Source organism: Alteromonas sp. B31-7, from assembly GCF_015767655.1.
GTDB lineage: Bacteria > Pseudomonadota > Gammaproteobacteria > Enterobacterales > Alteromonadaceae > Alteromonas > Alteromonas australica.
In genome coordinates this window covers 3,746,731-3,763,550 of record NZ_CP065233.1, presented here as the reverse complement: position 1 = coordinate 3,763,550, position 16,820 = coordinate 3,746,731, and the positions used below count along the sequence as shown (strand labels likewise).

The following is a 16,820-nucleotide window of genomic DNA, read 5'->3' as shown; positions in this document are numbered from 1 at the left end:
GGTTATGGTATCTACAAGAAAAGTTCACGCCGCAGAGCGCCCTCCCTTTGAGGTTTGGCTGGACAGCCTGTCATTGAGTGAAGAAACCAAAGAAAAACTTCATCATGTATCCTCCATACCTGAGCGATTGTTAGTTGGCCAAGAAATGGTTGAGATATTGTGTCAGCTAAACATGGACGATGTGACGCTTCAGGCTGCCCTTATCTTTCCTTATTGTGAGCAACACGCCTTATCGGAGAATGATATTGCCCAAGAGTTTGGCGAAGAAATTCGCGATCTCGTGGTTGGCGTTAGGCGGATGGACGCCATTAAGTCTCTTCATGCTCGTAAAATTAGCGGCTCTTCTTTTAACGAAAAGTCAGATGAGCAACACATAGACAGTATTCGCCGTATGTTATTGGCGATGGTGGAAGATGTGAGAGCCGTCGTGATTAAAATGGCTGAACGTATATGCGCGCTTCAGCAAGTCAAAAAAGCGGATGAAGAAACTCGCGTCATGGTGGCACGGGAATGCGCCAGTATTTATGCCCCGTTAGCAAACCGTCTTGGGATAGGGCAGTTAAAGTGGGAGCTAGAAGATCTTGCGTTTAGATACTTACATCCAGACACTTACAAGCAAATAGCTAAACAACTAGATGGCAAGCGTAAAGCCCGCGCAGAATACATAGATGCCATTGTTGATGACTTACAACATATTCTTAATACTGAAAATATCCGTGCTGATGTGTATGGACGGCCAAAGCACATTTACAGTATCTGGAAAAAAATGCAGAAAAAAAGGCTGACGTTTGAGCAGCTTTTCGATATTCGCGCGGTACGAATTATTGCCGAGCGATTGCAAGATTGTTATGCCGCACTCGGCACCGTGCATGCCAGCTTCAAGCATCTGCCTAACGAATTTGATGATTACATTGCCACGCCTAAAGCCAACGGATACCAATCGATACATACTGTGATTGTGGGGCCAGAGGGCAAGCCAGTAGAAATTCAAATTCGCACCCAGAAAATGCATCAGGATGCCGAACTTGGTGTGGCTGCTCACTGGAAATACAAAGAGGGCAGTACAGGTAAGCAATCGGGTTATGATGAACGAATAAACTGGCTACGTCGAATACTCGCTTGGCAAGAAGAAGTGGCCGAATCCGGTGACTTAGTTGAAGAATTACGCAGTCAAGTTTTCGATGACCGTGTCTATGTGTTCACGCCAAAAGGAGACGTTGTAGACTTGCCGCAAGGCGCTACCCCTCTTGATTTTGCTTACTACATCCACAGTAATGTTGGGCATAGATGTATAGGCGCAAAAGTGAATGGACGAATTGTTCCTTTTACCTATCAGTTGCACAGCGGCGACCAAATTGAAGTGCTTACTGGTAAAGCGTTGAACCCCAGCCGAGATTGGATGCATCCTGGATTAGGGTATGTCCATTCGTCACGGGCGCGGGCTACCATACACACCTACTTTAAAAAGCAAGACAGAGATAAAAACCAAGCGGCGGGTAGAGAGTTGTTAGAGCGTGAAGTGCAGCGCGCGCACCTACCACAAAAAATACCTCAGGAAGCCTGTGAGAAATTTAATCTGCAAACAGTAGAAGACCTCTACACCGCCATTGGTGCTGGTGATGTTCGGGTGATGCAGGTTATTAATTTCCTGCATCACTTACAAGAGCCCGAGCAAGAAGCGCCTGAAATTAGCCCGAAAGTAAAAACCCGCAAAGTTGCGCGAGGGGCTGGCAAAAAAGATGCTGTGGTCGTTCAGGGCGTTGGCCACCTTATGAGTCAGTTAGCAAATTGCTGCAAGCCGGTACCGGGTGAACCTATTATGGGCTATATCACTCAAGGGCGCGGCGTGAGTGTGCACAAAGAGGGATGTGAACAATTAGGGCATCTGCTACAACAGCATCCTGAACGGCAAATTGAAGTGAATTGGTCTGACGCCATCAATGTTGGGTTTGAAACCTCCATTGATATTTTCTGTCATGACCGAACCGGATTATTACGCGACATTACCACAGTGCTTGCGAATGAAAATGTGCCATTACTGGGTGTAAACAGTTTAAGTGATAAACATAGGCAAACGGCGCTTATTACTATTTCCGTAGAAGTGCAAGACAGGGATACCCTATCAAAAGTGCTTTCTCGACTCAGGCAGTTAAGTGGTGTAACCGATGCAAGACGAAAACAGTTTTAAGCTAGCCAACGTCTCCCGCCTTCTTTCTATTATGGCGCAACTGCGACACCCTGAGCATGGGTGTCCGTGGGACGTTAAGCAAACCATGGCAAGCTTAACCCGTTACACAATAGAAGAGGCCTATGAAGTCGCCGATGCGATTGCCTCAGGTAATGCTGCGGATATCCGTGATGAGTTAGGCGACTTGCTTTTTCAAGTGGTGTTTTACGCCCAGCTTGCCGATGAAGATGGCTTATTTCATTTTGACGATGTAGCTAATACGCTATGTGAAAAATTAATTCGTAGGCACCCCCACGTATTTGGTGATGAAACCGGCGCGGTACTTAGCGATGAAGACTTAAGTGAGCAATGGGCACGTATTAAGGCCGAAGAAAAAAAAGGAAAGCAAGGGCAAGAACGGGAGCCCTCTTTACTTGATGCTGTGCCAAGAGGGTTACCTGCCCTAATGTTTGCACAAAAGTTACAAAAAGCGTGTGCAAAGGTGGGATTCGACTGGCCAGATACGCTACCTGTATTAGCTAAGGTACGCGAGGAAGTAGATGAAATTCAACAGGAAGTTGAAGCACCTTCACCTAATCAAGAAGCTATTGAAGAAGAAATTGGAGATGCATTGTTTGCCATGGTAAACCTTGCACGGCACTGCCAGGTAGACGCAGACACCGCCCTTCGAAAAGCGAGCCATAAGTTTATTGATAGGTTTAACGGGGTGGAGAACGCGGCGGCGCAGCAACAAAAAACACTATCTGCCTTGTCACTTAACGAAATGGAAGCCCTTTGGCAACAGGTGAAAGCGGCATCAAAGGGCAAGGGTTAAGGGGAAACTGACTTAACGCTTTTCTTTTAGTTTAGCCTCAAGCTCGACAATGTCTTGTTGTCTTGCTTTCGTGGCAAGGGGGCGTCCTTGCTTACCCGGCGCTTGTTTGGCTTTCTCTAAATACTGCGCGGCCTCATCGTAGTCTTTTTCATCAAATAAAAATTCCGCATAAAAGTAATTAGAATCTAGCCCATTGGGGTTAACTTCAAGGGCTTCTTTAAACAGTTTCCGGGCTTTTTTGTCGCTGCCAAATCCCACAGGCCAGCCCGGTACCTTATGGTACAAAGAAGCGAGAATACCCAAGCCTGCGCCCTCTAATGCCGTTTTATCGGCCGCGATGGCGCGTTCTAAATTTTCCTTCGCTTGTTTGGCAAGATCTAATGCGTCAAGGCCGCCTTTGGCTCTAGCTGCGCCGGATTGAGAGACAGCCAGCCATATCAGAGATTCAGGGCTATGGTTAGCGTCTTCAGCGTACTGACTGGCCGTGTCAATTAACGTTAGGAATTGGCGAAATTGCGCCTCTTTTGGCACCGTGTAGGTGATTTCGTCCCATGTTTGTTGGATGGATGCTAAGCCGTTTGGGTTGGCGTATAGGGCAGTACTAAATAGTAAAAAAGTGGAGGCGATAAGTAATCGTTTAAGCATAGTGATAAGCCATTTATTATTATGTGGGCGAAAAATTAGCGGCAAAAGGTACTCTTAACGCATAGGCGTTGGCAAGTAGGAATTCACCCAAGATTTATTTAGAGAAAAAGAGAATGCACTTCATTGGTTGGGAATAACTGACTTATGCACGAATTTTACGCAACTTTTTTCTAAATTGGGGTTCGCATTTCCCCCAATTCCTGTATAATTCGCGCCCTGCCCAGTTACGCCCACCTTTGGGAAGGTGGAAGAATCGGCCGGCTCGAAGGGGTCTTTGTGTTGATTTTAAGGTGATTTCTGGTGTTCAGAAATCAGTAACGACGATATTATTCGGGTGAATTTGAAAATGAAAACTTTTGTTGCTAAGCCAGAAACGGTACAACGTGACTGGTATGTGGTAGACGCCACAGACAAAACTCTAGGCCGTTTGGCTTCTGAAATCGCACTACGCCTTCGTGGCAAGCACAAGCCAGAGTACACGCCTCACGTGGACACTGGTGATTACATCATCGTAATCAATGCTGAAAAAGTAGCGGTAACAGGCCGTAAAGCGCAAAACAAAATGTACTATGCGCACTCTGGTTACCCAGGTGGTCTTAAAGAGACAAACTTTGAAAAACTAATTGCTCACAAGCCTGAAATGGTTCTTGAAAAAGCAGTTAAAGGCATGTTGCCAAAAGGTCCTCTAGGCCGTGCAATGTTCCGTAAAATGAAAGTTTACGCTGGTGCAGAACATTCGCACGCAGCACAGCAACCACAAGTTTTGGACATTTAAGGAGCTATTAACATGGCAGATACACAATACTACGGCACAGGCCGCCGCAAAAGTTCTACTGCTCGTGTGTTCCTACGTCCAGGCACAGGTAGCATTAAAGTAAACCAACGCGCTCTAGACGAGTACTTTGGTCGTGAAACAGAGTGCATGGTTGTTCGTCAGCCACTTGAACTTGTTGAAATGACTGAGAAGTTCGACCTTTACATCACTGTTAAAGGTGGTGGTTCTAACGGTCAAGCGGGTGCAATCCGTCACGGTATCACGCGTGCTCTTATGGAGTATGATGAAGCACTACGTCCAGCACTTCGTAAAGCTGGCTTCGTTACTCGTGACGCACGTCGCGTTGAACGTAAGAAAGTGGGTCTTCACAAAGCGCGTAAGCGTCCACAATTCTCAAAGCGTTAATTTTCCGCTTTTTGTATTGCAAAAACCCGGCTTATGCCGGGTTTTTTATTGCCTGAAAAAAAGCAAAAATGTTGGAGGGTTTGATTCTGGTGTGCGTATTAACAGTAAGGTCTAAGAAATAATAAGAGAACGCGTGAAAGTTGTTTATTTGAATACACAATCGAAACCGCCACAACATGCTCAAAGCGATGGGGCGCTCTATGACCTTATAAGTGAACACGAAGGCGCGTTGCGGCGTTTTATTCGTGTGCGTGCTCGCGCAAGTAATGCGGAAGTGGAAGATATCCTACAAGAAATGTATACCAAGCTATTTTCAATGGAAGGCTTGGTAGAAAAAACCGAACAGCGGCAAGATACGTTTAAGGGTTTTTTATTTACCGTTGTGACTAACCTGATTATCGACAGAGAACGCAGAGCTAAAGTACGCGCAAGGGACGCTCACGAAAGTTACTCCGATACCCACTCAACGCACTGGGAAAATGAGCCAGAAAAACAAGCGGGTATTGCCGAAAAACTCTCCGAAGTGCAACAGGTGTTAGATACAATGAATCCCTACCATAAATCAGCTTTTGTATTGTGTCGTGTTGAAGGGAAGCCCTACAGAGAGATCAGTGACATACTGGGTGTTTCTGTCAGTACTGTTGAAAAATATATTGCGGCAGCGCTTACTGCCATAAGAAATAAGGTTTGTGATTAATGACATCGGATGCCAATACGCAAAGTAAAATTAATCAGACAGCGAGCAATTATGTCGTTCGCTTGTATTCGGGCGAACTAACCGCCAAAGAGGAACAGGATATTCTCGCTTGGTGCAATGAGAGTGAAAGGCATCAATCGGCCTTCGATGAAGCGATAAAAGTGTGGGATGCAGCCAGCGCTTTGCCTATGAACATAGGATGGAGAGAAAAATTAGAGGGGCGTTTCTACCACATACGTTATATGGCAGCTTCCATTGTAGTCGCGTTGTTTTGTTTAACGCTTTATCTGCACCATAGCCTTCAAGGTGAACCGAGTGTAGCGTCGCCGTCACAACATTATGCCACGGCAATTGGCGAGGTAAGCAACGTAGGTTTATCCGATGGTTCTACTATAACGCTCAACACGGATACCGCTGTCACTGTAACCTTCAGCGCGCAAGCTCGGGAGTTATGGTTACTTAAAGGTGAGGCATTTTTTGATATTGCTAAAGCACCCGCACGGCCTTTTCTTATTCATACGGGAGAGAAAATCATTCGCGTGGTTGGCACTAAATTTAATGTTAAGTTATCCGACAGTGGTTTTGATATCGCCGTGGCTGAGGGCATTGTCGCTATTGAGGAAGCAACGTCAAGGAACGCTGCTAACCCTGAGGTGAAGCCCGAACCCGTCTTGCTCGAAGCCGGTGCAATGGCCACCTTTAATCACAATAATGCGCTGATTGCAAAACAAAATAAAGATGTCGTGGATAAAGCACAAAGCTGGCGCTCAGGGTACCTTCGTTTTGATGACGAGCGTCTAGATAAAATTATAGAGAGTTTTAACCGCTATAGAACAAAGAAAATCGTGGTTGACGAAGAGGTTTCTAGCTTGCGAATTAGCGGTGTTTTTAAACTGTCTGAAGGCGATGCAATTCTTACTGCGCTAGAAGCGACCTTACCTATTGATGTGCAAAAAAGTGAGGAAAATATCACCGTTGTGAAAAAATAGCGGAGGAATTCATTTTGGGCTGCGTATTACTAAAAGGGAACACAATACAATACTAAAGGAGCAGCCATGACGTTGCCAAAAAACACAACAAGTGCATTGGCCTTGTGTGTTGCGCTTGCATTAGGTTCAAGCGCTCACGCACAGCAAATCAATAATATTTCTATTCAATCAACTTCATTAGATAGCGCGCTACTCTCTCTCGCAGAGCATAGTGACATTCAAATTCTGTTTTCTGATCCGCGAATACAGCAACTGTCATCACCTTCATTATCTGGCAGTATGGATGTCCAAGACGCACTTTCTTTTCTACTAAAAGATACGGGTTTCACTTTTCAGAAAACGTCTAAAAGAACCTACATCGTTAAGCCCATAAAAAAGCAACCTTCACCGGCCCCTAATACCGAGTCATTATCAACAACCGATGACGGTGGAAGCCGTGAATTGCAGACCAATGAAGCAAGCGTAGAGCGTATTCAAGTGACAGGGTCGAATATTCGTGGAATGCAAGATACGGGAGCTTTGCCCGTGACAACAATGTCTGCAGAAGACATTGAAGGGTTAGGACTAAGTAGCGGTGCTGAAATTTTGGCTGAACTGCCGCAGCAGGGGGCAGTAAATTTTAATAGCGAGCGTGTGGTTGGCGGGGTTAACGACGCACGGGGCGATGTTTCTTCGGTTAATCTAAGAGGAATAGGTACAGGATATACACTCACACTACTTAACGGTAGGCGCCTTGTTTTACACCCAGGTACGCAAGCGGAAAATTTGGTGCCTGTCACCACAGTAAACTCAAATACTCTGCCAGTAAAAGGCGTGAAGCGGGTGGAAGTTTTACGTGATGGTGCTGCCGCCATTTATGGAACAGACGCTATTTCAGGCGTAGTGAACTATGTATTAGACGACAAATACACTGGCGGTGAAGTCCAAGCGCAATATGGCAGCAGCAAAGGAACCAATCGAGATCAAATTAACCTGTCAGGAGCCGGGGGCTGGTTGTTTGATGACGACCAAACTCATATCACCTTTAGTGGCGGTTACTACCACCGCGATATGGTAATGGCCAGCGAACGTGATTATGCCGCAAGTTCGGATTTACGTAATTTCGATGATCTAGACACTGATTTCATTGGTGATACGCAACTCGATAATCGAACCACGACTACCCCTTGGGGAGAATTTTCCTCAGGTAGCTTAGGTACTTTTCATTTACAGCCGGCTAGTTATGGAGACTGCAGTGCCGAAGTTAATGAAGACGTGTGTGCATCATCAGGATCAACACCCCGTGATTTGCGATTTGATTCGAACTCACAACGTAGCTTGAGCTCTGAAGTGGATAGGTTAAACCTGTATACCCTTGTTAACCATTATATTAACGATGACATAGAGGTGTACGCGGAGGGGTTGTACTATTCTGCAACCGCAAAACGTATTCGTGAACAATCAGGCAATTTGACCGCGCAGCGTTTTACCGTGGCCGCAGACGCTTTTTACAATCCGTTTGGCGAGGAAGTCACGGTACGTCGCTATCGCCCTATAGATACGGGGTCTCGGAATATTGAAGTGGACGACTACAGTTATCGTTTACTTGCAGGCACCCGAGGCTATCTAGGAGATTGGGATTTTGATTCAGCCGTATTGTACTCGAAAGCAAACACGCTAGATTCCGCCAACCGAATTAATACCACGTTATTTCAACAGGCAGTAAACAGTACGGATGAAAGCACCGCTTACAACATATTTAGTGGGGCTAGTCTGACACATCCCAATACGGCTGACGATACTGAGGTGCCACAAAGCGTTATTGATAGTTTTACCATTGATATTGAAAGAGAATCTGAAACAGAATTGGCCTCAATCGATGCAAAAATATCCCGCCCAGACTTATTTAGCCTCCCAGCTGGTGAAGTGGGCTTTGCCGCTGGGGTTGAATATCGCTACGAAAGCTTTTTTGATAAACGAAGCGATGCACTAAATGGGACTTTGTACTTTAGTGACCTAGTAGGAGGTACCTCAACAGAGATTGCTAGCCAAGTATTGGGGAGTAGCCCTACCCCTGATGCCAGTGGAAGTCGAAACGTCGTGTCTGCATTTGCCGAATTTGCAGTCCCTTTGATTGTCGACAAACCATTTATTGAAAGCTTGAATCTGCAGATTGCCGGTCGTTATGAGGACTTCTCTGATGTGGGCAGCATTTTTAAACCAAAGGTGGCAATGGCATGGGTGATGAATGACAACGCCATGATTCGTGGTGCATATTCTGGCGGTTTTAAAGCGCCTGGTTTGCCACAAACTACGGCCGTTGATGTGGCGCGCTCGAATACTCGCAGCGATCCTGTCACTCAGACTAGCCGAGGTACCCTTGAACTTAGGAACGGTAGCGATAGTTTAAGCCCTGAAGAAAGTGAAAACTACTCTTTTGGTGTTGTACTTACGCCGATGAAAGATTTGACTCTCACTGTGGATTGGTGGGAGATTCAACAAGAAAATACCGTAGGCATTTTGAGTAGTCAGACTCTGATTTTATATGATGCGCTGTTACGCAGTCAGGGAAGCGAATATGAAAATGTGATCCGCGACGAAAACAATGAAATTGTTTATATTCGAAACGATTACACCAATTTGTTACCAAGAGAAATCTCGGGTGTTGACTACAGTGTGGACTATCGATTTGAAACAGAAATGGGCAACTTTTCCGTAAAACTTAGTGCTGCAAATTTAACAAAGTTTGACCAAGGTACAGATGCTATTACCGCCATGGTGCTTGAGGCTCAAGATGCGGGTAACGAAGCGTTATTGTATGAGGGCGATCAAGTATCTATATCAGGCACAAGTGGCAGTTTAATCCGACAAAATGAGCGGCCGAAGTGGAGAGCAAATCTATCATTAGGTTATGCAAAAGATGCGTGGCGTGCAGGGCTAAAATATCGATATGTGAGCGACGTTGAAGATACCAGCTTAAATTACACTAACGATGAAGGTGATTTGGTTAATTATATTATCGATCATTGGTCAACATTAGATGCCTATGTGAGTTATCGCTTTAGTGAAGATGCGCTATTTAGCGGCCGCACTAAGTTAACCGTTGGCATGAGAAACCTCACTGATGAAACGCCACCGTTTACTGATGAAACATTCGGTTACAGCAGTGCTTTGCATTCTTCCTTAGGACGTTACACCTATGTCACGCTAAATCACAAGTTTTAATTTAGTCGCACGCCGCCCTAGCGATATGTCATTTCGCGAATGAAATGTTAAGGGCGGCAACCCAATGGAGATATTATGTTTCGATTTTCAATACTGCTTTGTGCAGTTTTTACGCTCTTTCTGTTACCTAAGGCTAATGCTTGTGAATTTAGTGATGTGTCCTTCTCAGCTGATTTTGTGTCAGGAAGCTTGGATAGTTGCCATTTGAATGATTCAGGAGAGTATGTACTCACTTTTTTGCCTGAGGATAAACCTATTAATCCCAGTCCTTGGTTTTACTTTAGTGTTACCGCGAAGCAACCTCAAAGTGTGGCCATCGTGTTACGCTTCGATGGCTTTTCGCCGCGCTATCTACCTAAGTTTAGTCGCGATAAAAAGCATTGGTCTTATCTGCCTTTTGATACAAAGGGAGATGGTATGACTATCACCCTTGAAGCAACCTCAACACCGCTTTACATCGCGGCACAAAAGCCCATATTGAACGATGACTATACGTCGTGGATGGAAAAGGCGGCGAAGCAATTTGCTATTCAGCCAGTCACCTTGGGTCAATCAATAGAGGGGCGGGATATAGCTGGCTTTACACTAAGCAAAGAGAGTAATAAGGAGTGGGTGATATTTGTAGGGCGACAGCATCCACCCGAAGTGACTGGCGCAGTGGCCATGTTTGCGTTTTTGGAGGAATTCTTAACGACCACCCAAAACGCCTCGGCCTTTTTGTCACGTTTTAATGTATTGGTGGTACCTAATATTAATCCCGACGGCGTTTACCATGGCCATTGGCGTCACAATTTAGGGCATAAGGATTTGAACCGCGACTGGAATGTATTTGCTCAACCGGAAACTCGGGCGGTGAAAGCTTACTTAGATAAGATTACCGATGCTGGAGGCAAAATCGTTATGGGAATGGATTTTCATTCCACCCACAATAATGTTTTTTATACTATCCCACAAACCGAATCCATCGCTCCCACCACTATGGTGGTGTCTTGGCTAGATAATCTTCAGCAGAAAACGAAAGGTGTGTTCAAGGTGCTGGATAAGCCTGGAACATCGCCGGGTAAGGGGGTATTTAAGCAATTTATGGCAGACGTTTATAACGTACACGGAGTGACCTACGAAGTTGGCGATAATGAACCCGACGTAAAAACACGCTATGTTGCGCGCCATGCAGCAAAGACGCTCATTGATGTGCTGCTTGATACTAAGGTTGAAGATTTTGTACTTAACACCTGCCCGGCAGAAAGCTGTTAACGATGACCAACGCACAGCATTCAAGCGGCTTGCTCAATGAAATAAAAACGCGCTTTTCGGTGAATTTGAGTCGTAGCTGCAAATAACAATGATTTAATAATTAACAAGAATTTGGGCTAATTTTGCTCAAATTCTTGATTTTGTTCCAATCCCTCGCTAATTCTTTACTCACGGCGCATATTAAATTATTGCTTAAATATCAGTAAAACCTTGTGTTTATAAGGGCTTTTCTTTTATCATTTGCGGTCGAAAATTTAGTAAAATCTCGTGAATTCTTAGGCGCGTCAAAAAATGCCCCTAAGTTGCTTTCATGACAAGCCATATGATGCCACGACACAAGCATGATAAAACCAGTATAAGCTTGTGTTTCACATCATAAATATCCAAACCTGGAGAAATGTGGATGAGCAATGTATCTGTAGATGCAACAGAGTCTGCACAGAATGATAACCAGCCAGAAAACAACACTCGACGTCGGTTCTTGACCGTTGCCACGTCGGTCGTTGGTGGTGTGGGTGTTGTCGGTGCTGCTGTGCCTTTTATTGCGTCCTGGAATCCAAGTGCCAAAGCGAAAGCTGCTGGTGCTGACGTTGAAGTTGATATCAGCGGGATTGAGCCTGGACAACTTGTACGTGTAATGTGGCGAAGCAAACCAGTATGGATTGTACGTCGTACGCCAGCGATTTTAGAAGAGCTTGGTACGCACGAAGATAAACTTAAAGATCCTAACTCTGAAGCCGAGCAGCAACCTACTTTTGCTCAAAATCGTTTCCGTTCGATGAAAGAAGAGTACCTAATTTTGGTGGGTATCTGTACGCACTTAGGGTGTTCTCCTCAGCATCTTAAAGATGGCGCATTCGAAGAAGTGGTTGAAGGTGTACCAGATGGCTTCTTCTGTCCGTGTCACGGTTCTAAGTTCGATATGGCTGGGCGCGTTTTTCAAAACGTACCTGCTCCATTAAACCTAGTTGTACCGCCTTATCAGTTCGTTGATGACACCACCATTATCATCGGCTCAGAAGCGGAGGTTGCATAATATGAACGCTTTCCTAGGTTGGATTGAAGAACGCATCCCAATGATGCGCGTAGCCAACATGCACGCGCTTCAATATCCGGCGCCAAAAAACATGAACTTTTGGTACGTATTCGGATTCCTAGCCACGATTGTTCTGGTGAACCAAATTGTTACTGGTATTTGGCTAACCATGAATTTCGTTCCCTCTTCAGAAGGCGCCTTTGCTTCTGTTGAATACATCATGCGTGAAATCGACTACGGTTGGATTATTCGCTATATGCACAGTACTGGCGCGTCAGCGTTCTTTATTGTGGTATATCTTCACATGTTCCGTGGCATGATTTACGGCTCTTACCAGAAGCCTCGTGAGCTTCTATGGGTGTTTGGTATGTTTATTTACCTAGCGCTTATGGCAGAAGCTTTCATGGGTTATGTACTACCTTGGGGACAAATGTCTTACTGGGGTGCACAGGTAATCGTATCACTGTTTGGTGCTATTCCTGTTGTCGGGCCTGACCTTGTTATTTGGCTTCAGGGTGACTATGTTATCTCTGGCGCTACCCTTAACCGTTTCTTCGCATTACACGTGATTGCGTTGCCACTGGTTATCGTTATTCTTGTCTTCCTTCACATCATCGCACTTCACGAAGTGGGTTCTAATAACCCAGACGGTATTGCGATTAAGCATAAGAAAGGCTCGCTGCCTGAGTCTGAGAAGACTAAATATGAAATTCACGAGTATTACACAAGCAAGTACGACATTGCTGATGACGTATTGCCGTTCTTCCCGCACATTGTGTTGAAAGACCTTGTTGCCTTCTGTGTGTTCTTAGCATTGTTCACTTATGTGTTGTTCTTTGCCCCTGAAATGGGCGGTAAATTCCTAGAACACCCTAACTTTGAAATTGCCAACCCACTGAAGACGCCTGAGCATATTTTCCCTGTTTGGTACTTCACGCCATTCTACGCCATCCTTAAAGCGGTTCCAGATAAGCTATTTGGTGTTCTTGCTATGTTTGGTGCTATTGCAGCGCTATTTGCTCTGCCTTGGCTAGACCGTGGACGCGTTAAATCGTGGCGCTATCGTTGTGGCCTACACAAGGTAAATCTCATTGTCTTTGCGATTGTGTTTATCTTCCTAGGTTACTTAGGTGGTACACCGCAAGAAAACTGGAAAATCATTGCGTCACAAATTGCGACGGTAATGTACTTCGGTTTCTTCGTGGCACTGTTCTTGTACAGCAAAAACGAAAAAACTAAACCTGTGCCAGAGAGGATCCCTAAATGAAAAAAATGATGTGCTTTTTAGTCTTCTTCCTGCCGGGCTTAGCTGTTGCTGCAGGTGGAAGCGTACATTTGGATAAAGCGCCGATTGATTTAACTGACAAGGCGTCGTTGCAACGTGGTGCTCAGTTATTCATGAACTATTGCTTGGGCTGCCACTCAATGAAGTATCAGCGCTATCAGCGTTCGTTCCAAGATTTAGGTATTTCTGACGAACTGGGTGAAAAGTATTTGCAGTTTACGGGTGAAAAAGTCTCAGACTATATCACTCGTGCTATGCCTGAAGAGGCTGCTGCTGGTTGGTTCGGTGCTGCGCCACCCGACCTTACACTCGTTGCTCGTGTTCGAGGTGAAGACTGGATTTACACTTACCTACGTTCTTTCTATGTTGATGAAAGTCGTCCGTTCGGTGTAAACAACACCGTCTTCCCAGAAGTGGGCATGCCACACGTATTACAACCTCTTCAAGGTACGCCTACCCGTACTTACGAAGAACATATGGTTGATGGTGAAAAGGTTAAGCGTTATGTGGGTATCAAATCAGATGGTACTGGCGCGCTTTCACCGGGTGAATACGACCAAGCGGTTGCAGATATTGTTAACTTCTTGGAATACACCGGTGAGCCAGCAAAACTTGAGTCTCACAAAATAGGTAAGTGGGTACTTGCCTTTATCGCTGTGTTGTTCGTCTTTGTTTACTTATTGAAGAAAGAATACTGGCGAGAAGTACACTAATTCTCCAAGAATTATGTATAATAGGAAAGGGGGCGTCTCGCCCCCTTTTTTGGCATTTAAAATTCGTCCTTATCTTAAGGGCATAACTCATTTCTCGACGGAGGAAAATGAATGGCCGTAGCCGCGAATAAACGTTCTATTATGACGTTGTTCTCTGACACAATTGATATTTATAGCCATCAGGCACGAATTGTGTTGGCAGAAAAAGGTGTGGGTGTTGAAATCAGCTACACAGATCCTAGCAACCTGCCAGAAGATCTGCTGGAGCTAAACCCTTACGGTACTGTTCCAACTCTTGTTGACCGCGAACTGGTGCTCTATAACTCGCATATCATCATGGAATATCTTGATGAGCGTTTTCCGCATCCGCCATTGATGCCGGTATACCCAGTTTCACGTGGTCAAAGTCGTCTTATGATGCACCGCATTGAACAAGATTGGTATTCACTTGCTGCACGGATTTTCCGTGGAGAAGGTGATGTTGAGTCAGCACGTAATGATTTACGCGAAGCTTTACTCGCGCTTGCACCTGTATTTGGTGAAATGCCTTACTTCATGAGCGAAGAGTTTAGTTTGGTTGATTGTTATCTTGCTCCGCTATTGTGGCGTTTACCGGCATTAGGTATTGAGCTAAACGGTGCTGGCAGCAAAGAAATTAACGCCTACATGAACCGCATTTTCTCACGCAGTTCGTTTAAAGCGTCATTAACTGACCAGGAACGAGAGATCCATAACCCACTATGACATCCATGACTTCGAATCAGCCCTATTTACTAAGGGCCTTTTACGAGTGGATAGTGGACAACGATTTAACGCCATACATTGTTGTTGATGCAACGAATGAATTGGTTGATGTGCCACAAGAGTTTGTGAAAGACGGCCAAATAGTGCTTAACGTCTCGCCTAGCGCCTGCGTTAATTTTATGCTCGATTTGGACGGCATTTCATTTCAAGCGCGTTTTGGTGGTCAACCTCGGCGTTTAAGTATGCCTTGTCATGCCGTAATGGCAATTTACGCCCGTGAAAACGGTGCAGGCACTGTATTTACTACAGAAGAAGAAATGGCGAAGAACACAGAGTCTACGCCTTCTCAGCCTCAAGGCCCAGCCTCTCTTGATGAGACAGAAACGCCTGATAATTCAGATGCGCCAGTGCCACCTAAAAAAGGTAAGCCTACGCTTAAGATTATTAAGTAATTCCTTCACTGACTTTCTGCGTTCTTGCAGAAAGTCAGCTTATCGTGACTTTTTTGTGATAGTTTTGCGATAAATTCCCGCCAATATTTCCTTCGAGCTTTAACAACAAAGAAGGAAAAAGCAATGTTACGTTTCAATTCAAATGGTTTCCGTTTTCGTCAAACCGTATTAGCAACCGGACTGTTAGCCGCTTCTGGTTTAGCACATAGTGCTGAGTTAGATGTCACGGTGCAAAACCTGACGCAAGGTATTTATTTTACGCCTATTTTAATTTCGGCTCACAGCAGTGATGCTAGTTTATTTGAGTTAGGCGAAACCGCCACCACTGAGTTACAAGCTATGGCTGAGGGCGGAGATATCAGCGGGTTAGCGGCGTCCACTGAGGCGCTATCTGCCAACAATGTATCTAACCCGGCAGAAGGCCTATTAGCTCCCGCAATGAGCACCACTGCAAGTTTAAGCACCGATGAAGGTAACGATGTACTTAGCATTGTCGCAATGATGTTACCAACTAACGATGGTTTTATTGGCTTAGATAACTGGACTATTCCCGAAGAAGCGGGCACTTACACTCTATACCTTAACGCCTATGACGCTGGCACAGAAGCCAATGATGAAATTCGCGGTAGCGGTGCACCGGGCGAGGCTGGTTTACCGGTTCCTCCGCCATTAGAAGATCTGGTGGGTAACAATGGTACCGGTGTGGCAGCAACGATATCTAACGCCAACGTCCATATTCACCCTGGCAATATTGGGGACGACGAAGGGATGGGGGGGCTAAGTGATGTGGACAATACCGTGCAACGCTGGCTGAACCCGGTAGCGAAAGTGACAGTTGTTATTAGCGAGTAAGCTGGGGGAAGCTATGAAGCGTATTAATAAAATCATATATAGTGCCAGCCTGCTAAGCGCAGCGATGGTATTGTCAGCATGTTCTGACAACGATAACAACGATGAAGTAGTGGTGACACCACCGCAGCCCATTACCTATACGTATCAAATCGACGTGGTAAATTTAACCAATGGACAGCCTGCCTCACCCATTGCCATTGCTTTACACGACCTTGATATGCCGATGTGGGCGATTGGTGAGCCGGCTACGGACGGTTTGGCGTTGCTAGCCGAGTCTGGTGATAACAGTGAGTTTTTAGCGGTAACAGAGCTACTGGCCACAGCATCAGCAGACGATCCTACACCGCCTGGCGAACGTGTTTCAGTCACCATCAGCATTAACGACAACGCCGCGACAGCATTAACGGTGGCTGCCATGTTAGGTAACACCAATGATGCGTTCACCGGGTTGACTGCAATGGACCTATCTCAACTTAACGTTGGCGAGGTGATGACGCGTTTCAGTTTAACTTATGATGCGGGAACAGAAGCCAATACTGAATCGGCAATGTCGGTGCCAGGCCCAGCAGGCGGTGGCGAAGGCCCCAGTGAGGGGAGGGAAGCCCATGATTTTGTGACCATGCACCCGGGTGTGGTGTCAACTGAAGGGGGGTTATCGTCCTCGGTATTAACTGCAGATCAGCGATTCGATAACCCCACATTAAGAATTTCTGTAATGAGAATGGAATAATTTTTAACACACTCCGGTCTTGTGTAATAAGGGCAAT

General features: G+C 45.5%; 16 protein-coding genes. 15 read left to right on the top strand and 1 reads right to left on the bottom strand.

Going from position 1 to position 16,820, the window contains the following annotated elements:
* Window positions 1-4: 4 nt before the first annotated feature.
* Both relA and mazG read left to right on the top strand, forming a co-directional pair.
* Window positions 5-2,188: a GTP diphosphokinase gene (gene relA, locus IUA53_RS16445; RefSeq protein WP_196897448.1), complete on the top strand. Its 2,184-nt coding sequence runs from the start codon at window positions 5-7 to the stop codon at window positions 2,186-2,188.
* On the top strand, window positions 2,166-3,002 hold the full coding sequence (mazG, locus tag IUA53_RS16440; protein ID WP_196897447.1) for a nucleoside triphosphate pyrophosphohydrolase: 837 nt from the start codon (window positions 2,166-2,168) through the stop codon (window positions 3,000-3,002). Before relA ends, mazG begins: the two co-directional genes overlap by 23 nt.
* 12 nt (window positions 3,003-3,014) lie before the next feature.
* Here mazG and IUA53_RS16435 read toward each other — a convergent pair whose 3' ends face one another.
* Window positions 3,015-3,647 carry a tetratricopeptide repeat protein gene (locus IUA53_RS16435; RefSeq protein WP_044449301.1) on the bottom strand — a complete coding sequence of 211 codons (633 nt, stop codon included), beginning with the start codon at window positions 3,645-3,647 and terminating at the stop codon, window positions 3,015-3,017.
* Between the two features lie 346 nt (window positions 3,648-3,993).
* Between IUA53_RS16435 and rplM the strand changes: the two genes are divergently transcribed.
* From rplM to IUA53_RS16370, 13 genes are all read left to right on the top strand, one after another.
* Window positions 3,994-4,422 carry a 50S ribosomal protein L13 gene (rplM, locus tag IUA53_RS16430; RefSeq protein WP_044056072.1) on the top strand — a complete coding sequence of 143 codons (429 nt, stop codon included), beginning with the start codon at window positions 3,994-3,996 and terminating at the stop codon, window positions 4,420-4,422.
* A 12-nt stretch (window positions 4,423-4,434) separates the two neighbouring features.
* Window positions 4,435-4,827 carry a 30S ribosomal protein S9 gene (gene rpsI, locus IUA53_RS16425; protein ID WP_044056073.1) on the top strand — a complete coding sequence of 131 codons (393 nt, stop codon included), beginning with the start codon at window positions 4,435-4,437 and terminating at the stop codon, window positions 4,825-4,827.
* 133 nt (window positions 4,828-4,960) lie between these two features.
* Window positions 4,961-5,524 (top strand): RNA polymerase sigma factor, encoded by a 564-nt coding sequence (locus IUA53_RS16420; protein WP_052806585.1) that lies wholly within the window; start codon window positions 4,961-4,963, stop codon window positions 5,522-5,524.
* Complete coding sequence (locus IUA53_RS16415) at window positions 5,524-6,513, top strand: FecR family protein (protein ID WP_044446210.1); 990 nt, start codon at window positions 5,524-5,526, stop codon at window positions 6,511-6,513. Before IUA53_RS16420 ends, IUA53_RS16415 begins: the two co-directional genes overlap by 1 nt.
* Before the next feature lie 66 nt (window positions 6,514-6,579).
* Window positions 6,580-9,717, top strand: a complete 3,138-nt coding sequence (locus IUA53_RS16410; RefSeq protein WP_196897446.1) for a TonB-dependent receptor — start codon at window positions 6,580-6,582, stop codon at window positions 9,715-9,717.
* Window positions 9,718-9,792: 75 nt separating this feature from the next.
* Window positions 9,793-10,971: a M14 family metallopeptidase gene (locus tag IUA53_RS16405; RefSeq protein ID WP_196897445.1), complete on the top strand. Its 1,179-nt coding sequence runs from the start codon at window positions 9,793-9,795 to the stop codon at window positions 10,969-10,971.
* A 403-nt stretch (window positions 10,972-11,374) separates the two neighbouring features.
* Window positions 11,375-12,007 carry a ubiquinol-cytochrome c reductase iron-sulfur subunit gene (gene petA / locus IUA53_RS16400; protein WP_044056078.1) on the top strand — a complete coding sequence of 211 codons (633 nt, stop codon included), beginning with the start codon at window positions 11,375-11,377 and terminating at the stop codon, window positions 12,005-12,007.
* Window position 12,008: 1 nt separating this feature from the next.
* Window positions 12,009-13,274: a cytochrome b gene (locus IUA53_RS16395; RefSeq protein WP_044056079.1), complete on the top strand. Its 1,266-nt coding sequence runs from the start codon at window positions 12,009-12,011 to the stop codon at window positions 13,272-13,274.
* Window positions 13,271-14,005, top strand: coding sequence for a cytochrome c1 (locus IUA53_RS16390; protein ID WP_044056080.1), 735 nt, complete (start codon window positions 13,271-13,273; stop codon window positions 14,003-14,005). Before IUA53_RS16395 ends, IUA53_RS16390 begins: the two co-directional genes overlap by 4 nt.
* Before the next feature lie 111 nt (window positions 14,006-14,116).
* Window positions 14,117-14,749: a stringent starvation protein SspA gene (gene sspA / locus IUA53_RS16385; protein WP_044056081.1), complete on the top strand. Its 633-nt coding sequence runs from the start codon at window positions 14,117-14,119 to the stop codon at window positions 14,747-14,749.
* A complete protein-coding gene (locus tag IUA53_RS16380; RefSeq protein ID WP_172655497.1) occupies window positions 14,746-15,201 on the top strand; it encodes a ClpXP protease specificity-enhancing factor in 456 nt (151 codons plus the stop codon). The genes sspA and IUA53_RS16380 overlap by 4 nt, the downstream gene beginning before the upstream one ends.
* A 123-nt stretch (window positions 15,202-15,324) precedes the next feature.
* Window positions 15,325-16,053, top strand: a complete 729-nt coding sequence (locus IUA53_RS16375) for a spondin domain-containing protein (RefSeq protein WP_044446214.1) — start codon at window positions 15,325-15,327, stop codon at window positions 16,051-16,053.
* Between the two features lie 13 nt (window positions 16,054-16,066).
* Window positions 16,067-16,783 (top strand): spondin domain-containing protein, encoded by a 717-nt coding sequence (locus tag IUA53_RS16370; protein ID WP_196897444.1) that lies wholly within the window; start codon window positions 16,067-16,069, stop codon window positions 16,781-16,783.
* Window positions 16,784-16,820 lie beyond the last annotated feature (37 nt).

What these genes read in the sequence shown, in the direction of transcription:
- relA (WP_196897448.1), top strand. Translation starts at nt 5, where the DNA reads ATGGTATCTACAAGAAAAGTTCACGCCGCAGAGCGCCCTCCCTTTGAG.
- mazG (WP_196897447.1), top strand. Translation starts at nt 2,166, where the DNA reads ATGCAAGACGAAAACAGTTTTAAGCTAGCCAACGTCTCCCGCCTTCTT.
- IUA53_RS16435 (WP_044449301.1), bottom strand. Translation starts at nt 3,647, where the DNA reads ATGCTTAAACGATTACTTATCGCCTCCACTTTTTTACTATTTAGTACT.
- rplM (WP_044056072.1), top strand. Translation starts at nt 3,994, where the DNA reads ATGAAAACTTTTGTTGCTAAGCCAGAAACGGTACAACGTGACTGGTAT.
- rpsI (WP_044056073.1), top strand. Translation starts at nt 4,435, where the DNA reads ATGGCAGATACACAATACTACGGCACAGGCCGCCGCAAAAGTTCTACT.
- IUA53_RS16415 (WP_044446210.1), top strand. Translation starts at nt 5,524, where the DNA reads ATGACATCGGATGCCAATACGCAAAGTAAAATTAATCAGACAGCGAGC.
- IUA53_RS16410 (WP_196897446.1), top strand. Translation starts at nt 6,580, where the DNA reads ATGACGTTGCCAAAAAACACAACAAGTGCATTGGCCTTGTGTGTTGCG.
- IUA53_RS16405 (WP_196897445.1), top strand. Translation starts at nt 9,793, where the DNA reads ATGTTTCGATTTTCAATACTGCTTTGTGCAGTTTTTACGCTCTTTCTG.
- petA (WP_044056078.1), top strand. Translation starts at nt 11,375, where the DNA reads ATGAGCAATGTATCTGTAGATGCAACAGAGTCTGCACAGAATGATAAC.
- IUA53_RS16395 (WP_044056079.1), top strand. Translation starts at nt 12,009, where the DNA reads ATGAACGCTTTCCTAGGTTGGATTGAAGAACGCATCCCAATGATGCGC.
- IUA53_RS16390 (WP_044056080.1), top strand. Translation starts at nt 13,271, where the DNA reads ATGAAAAAAATGATGTGCTTTTTAGTCTTCTTCCTGCCGGGCTTAGCT.
- sspA (WP_044056081.1), top strand. Translation starts at nt 14,117, where the DNA reads ATGGCCGTAGCCGCGAATAAACGTTCTATTATGACGTTGTTCTCTGAC.
- IUA53_RS16380 (WP_172655497.1), top strand. Translation starts at nt 14,746, where the DNA reads ATGACATCCATGACTTCGAATCAGCCCTATTTACTAAGGGCCTTTTAC.
- IUA53_RS16375 (WP_044446214.1), top strand. Translation starts at nt 15,325, where the DNA reads ATGTTACGTTTCAATTCAAATGGTTTCCGTTTTCGTCAAACCGTATTA.
- IUA53_RS16370 (WP_196897444.1), top strand. Translation starts at nt 16,067, where the DNA reads ATGAAGCGTATTAATAAAATCATATATAGTGCCAGCCTGCTAAGCGCA.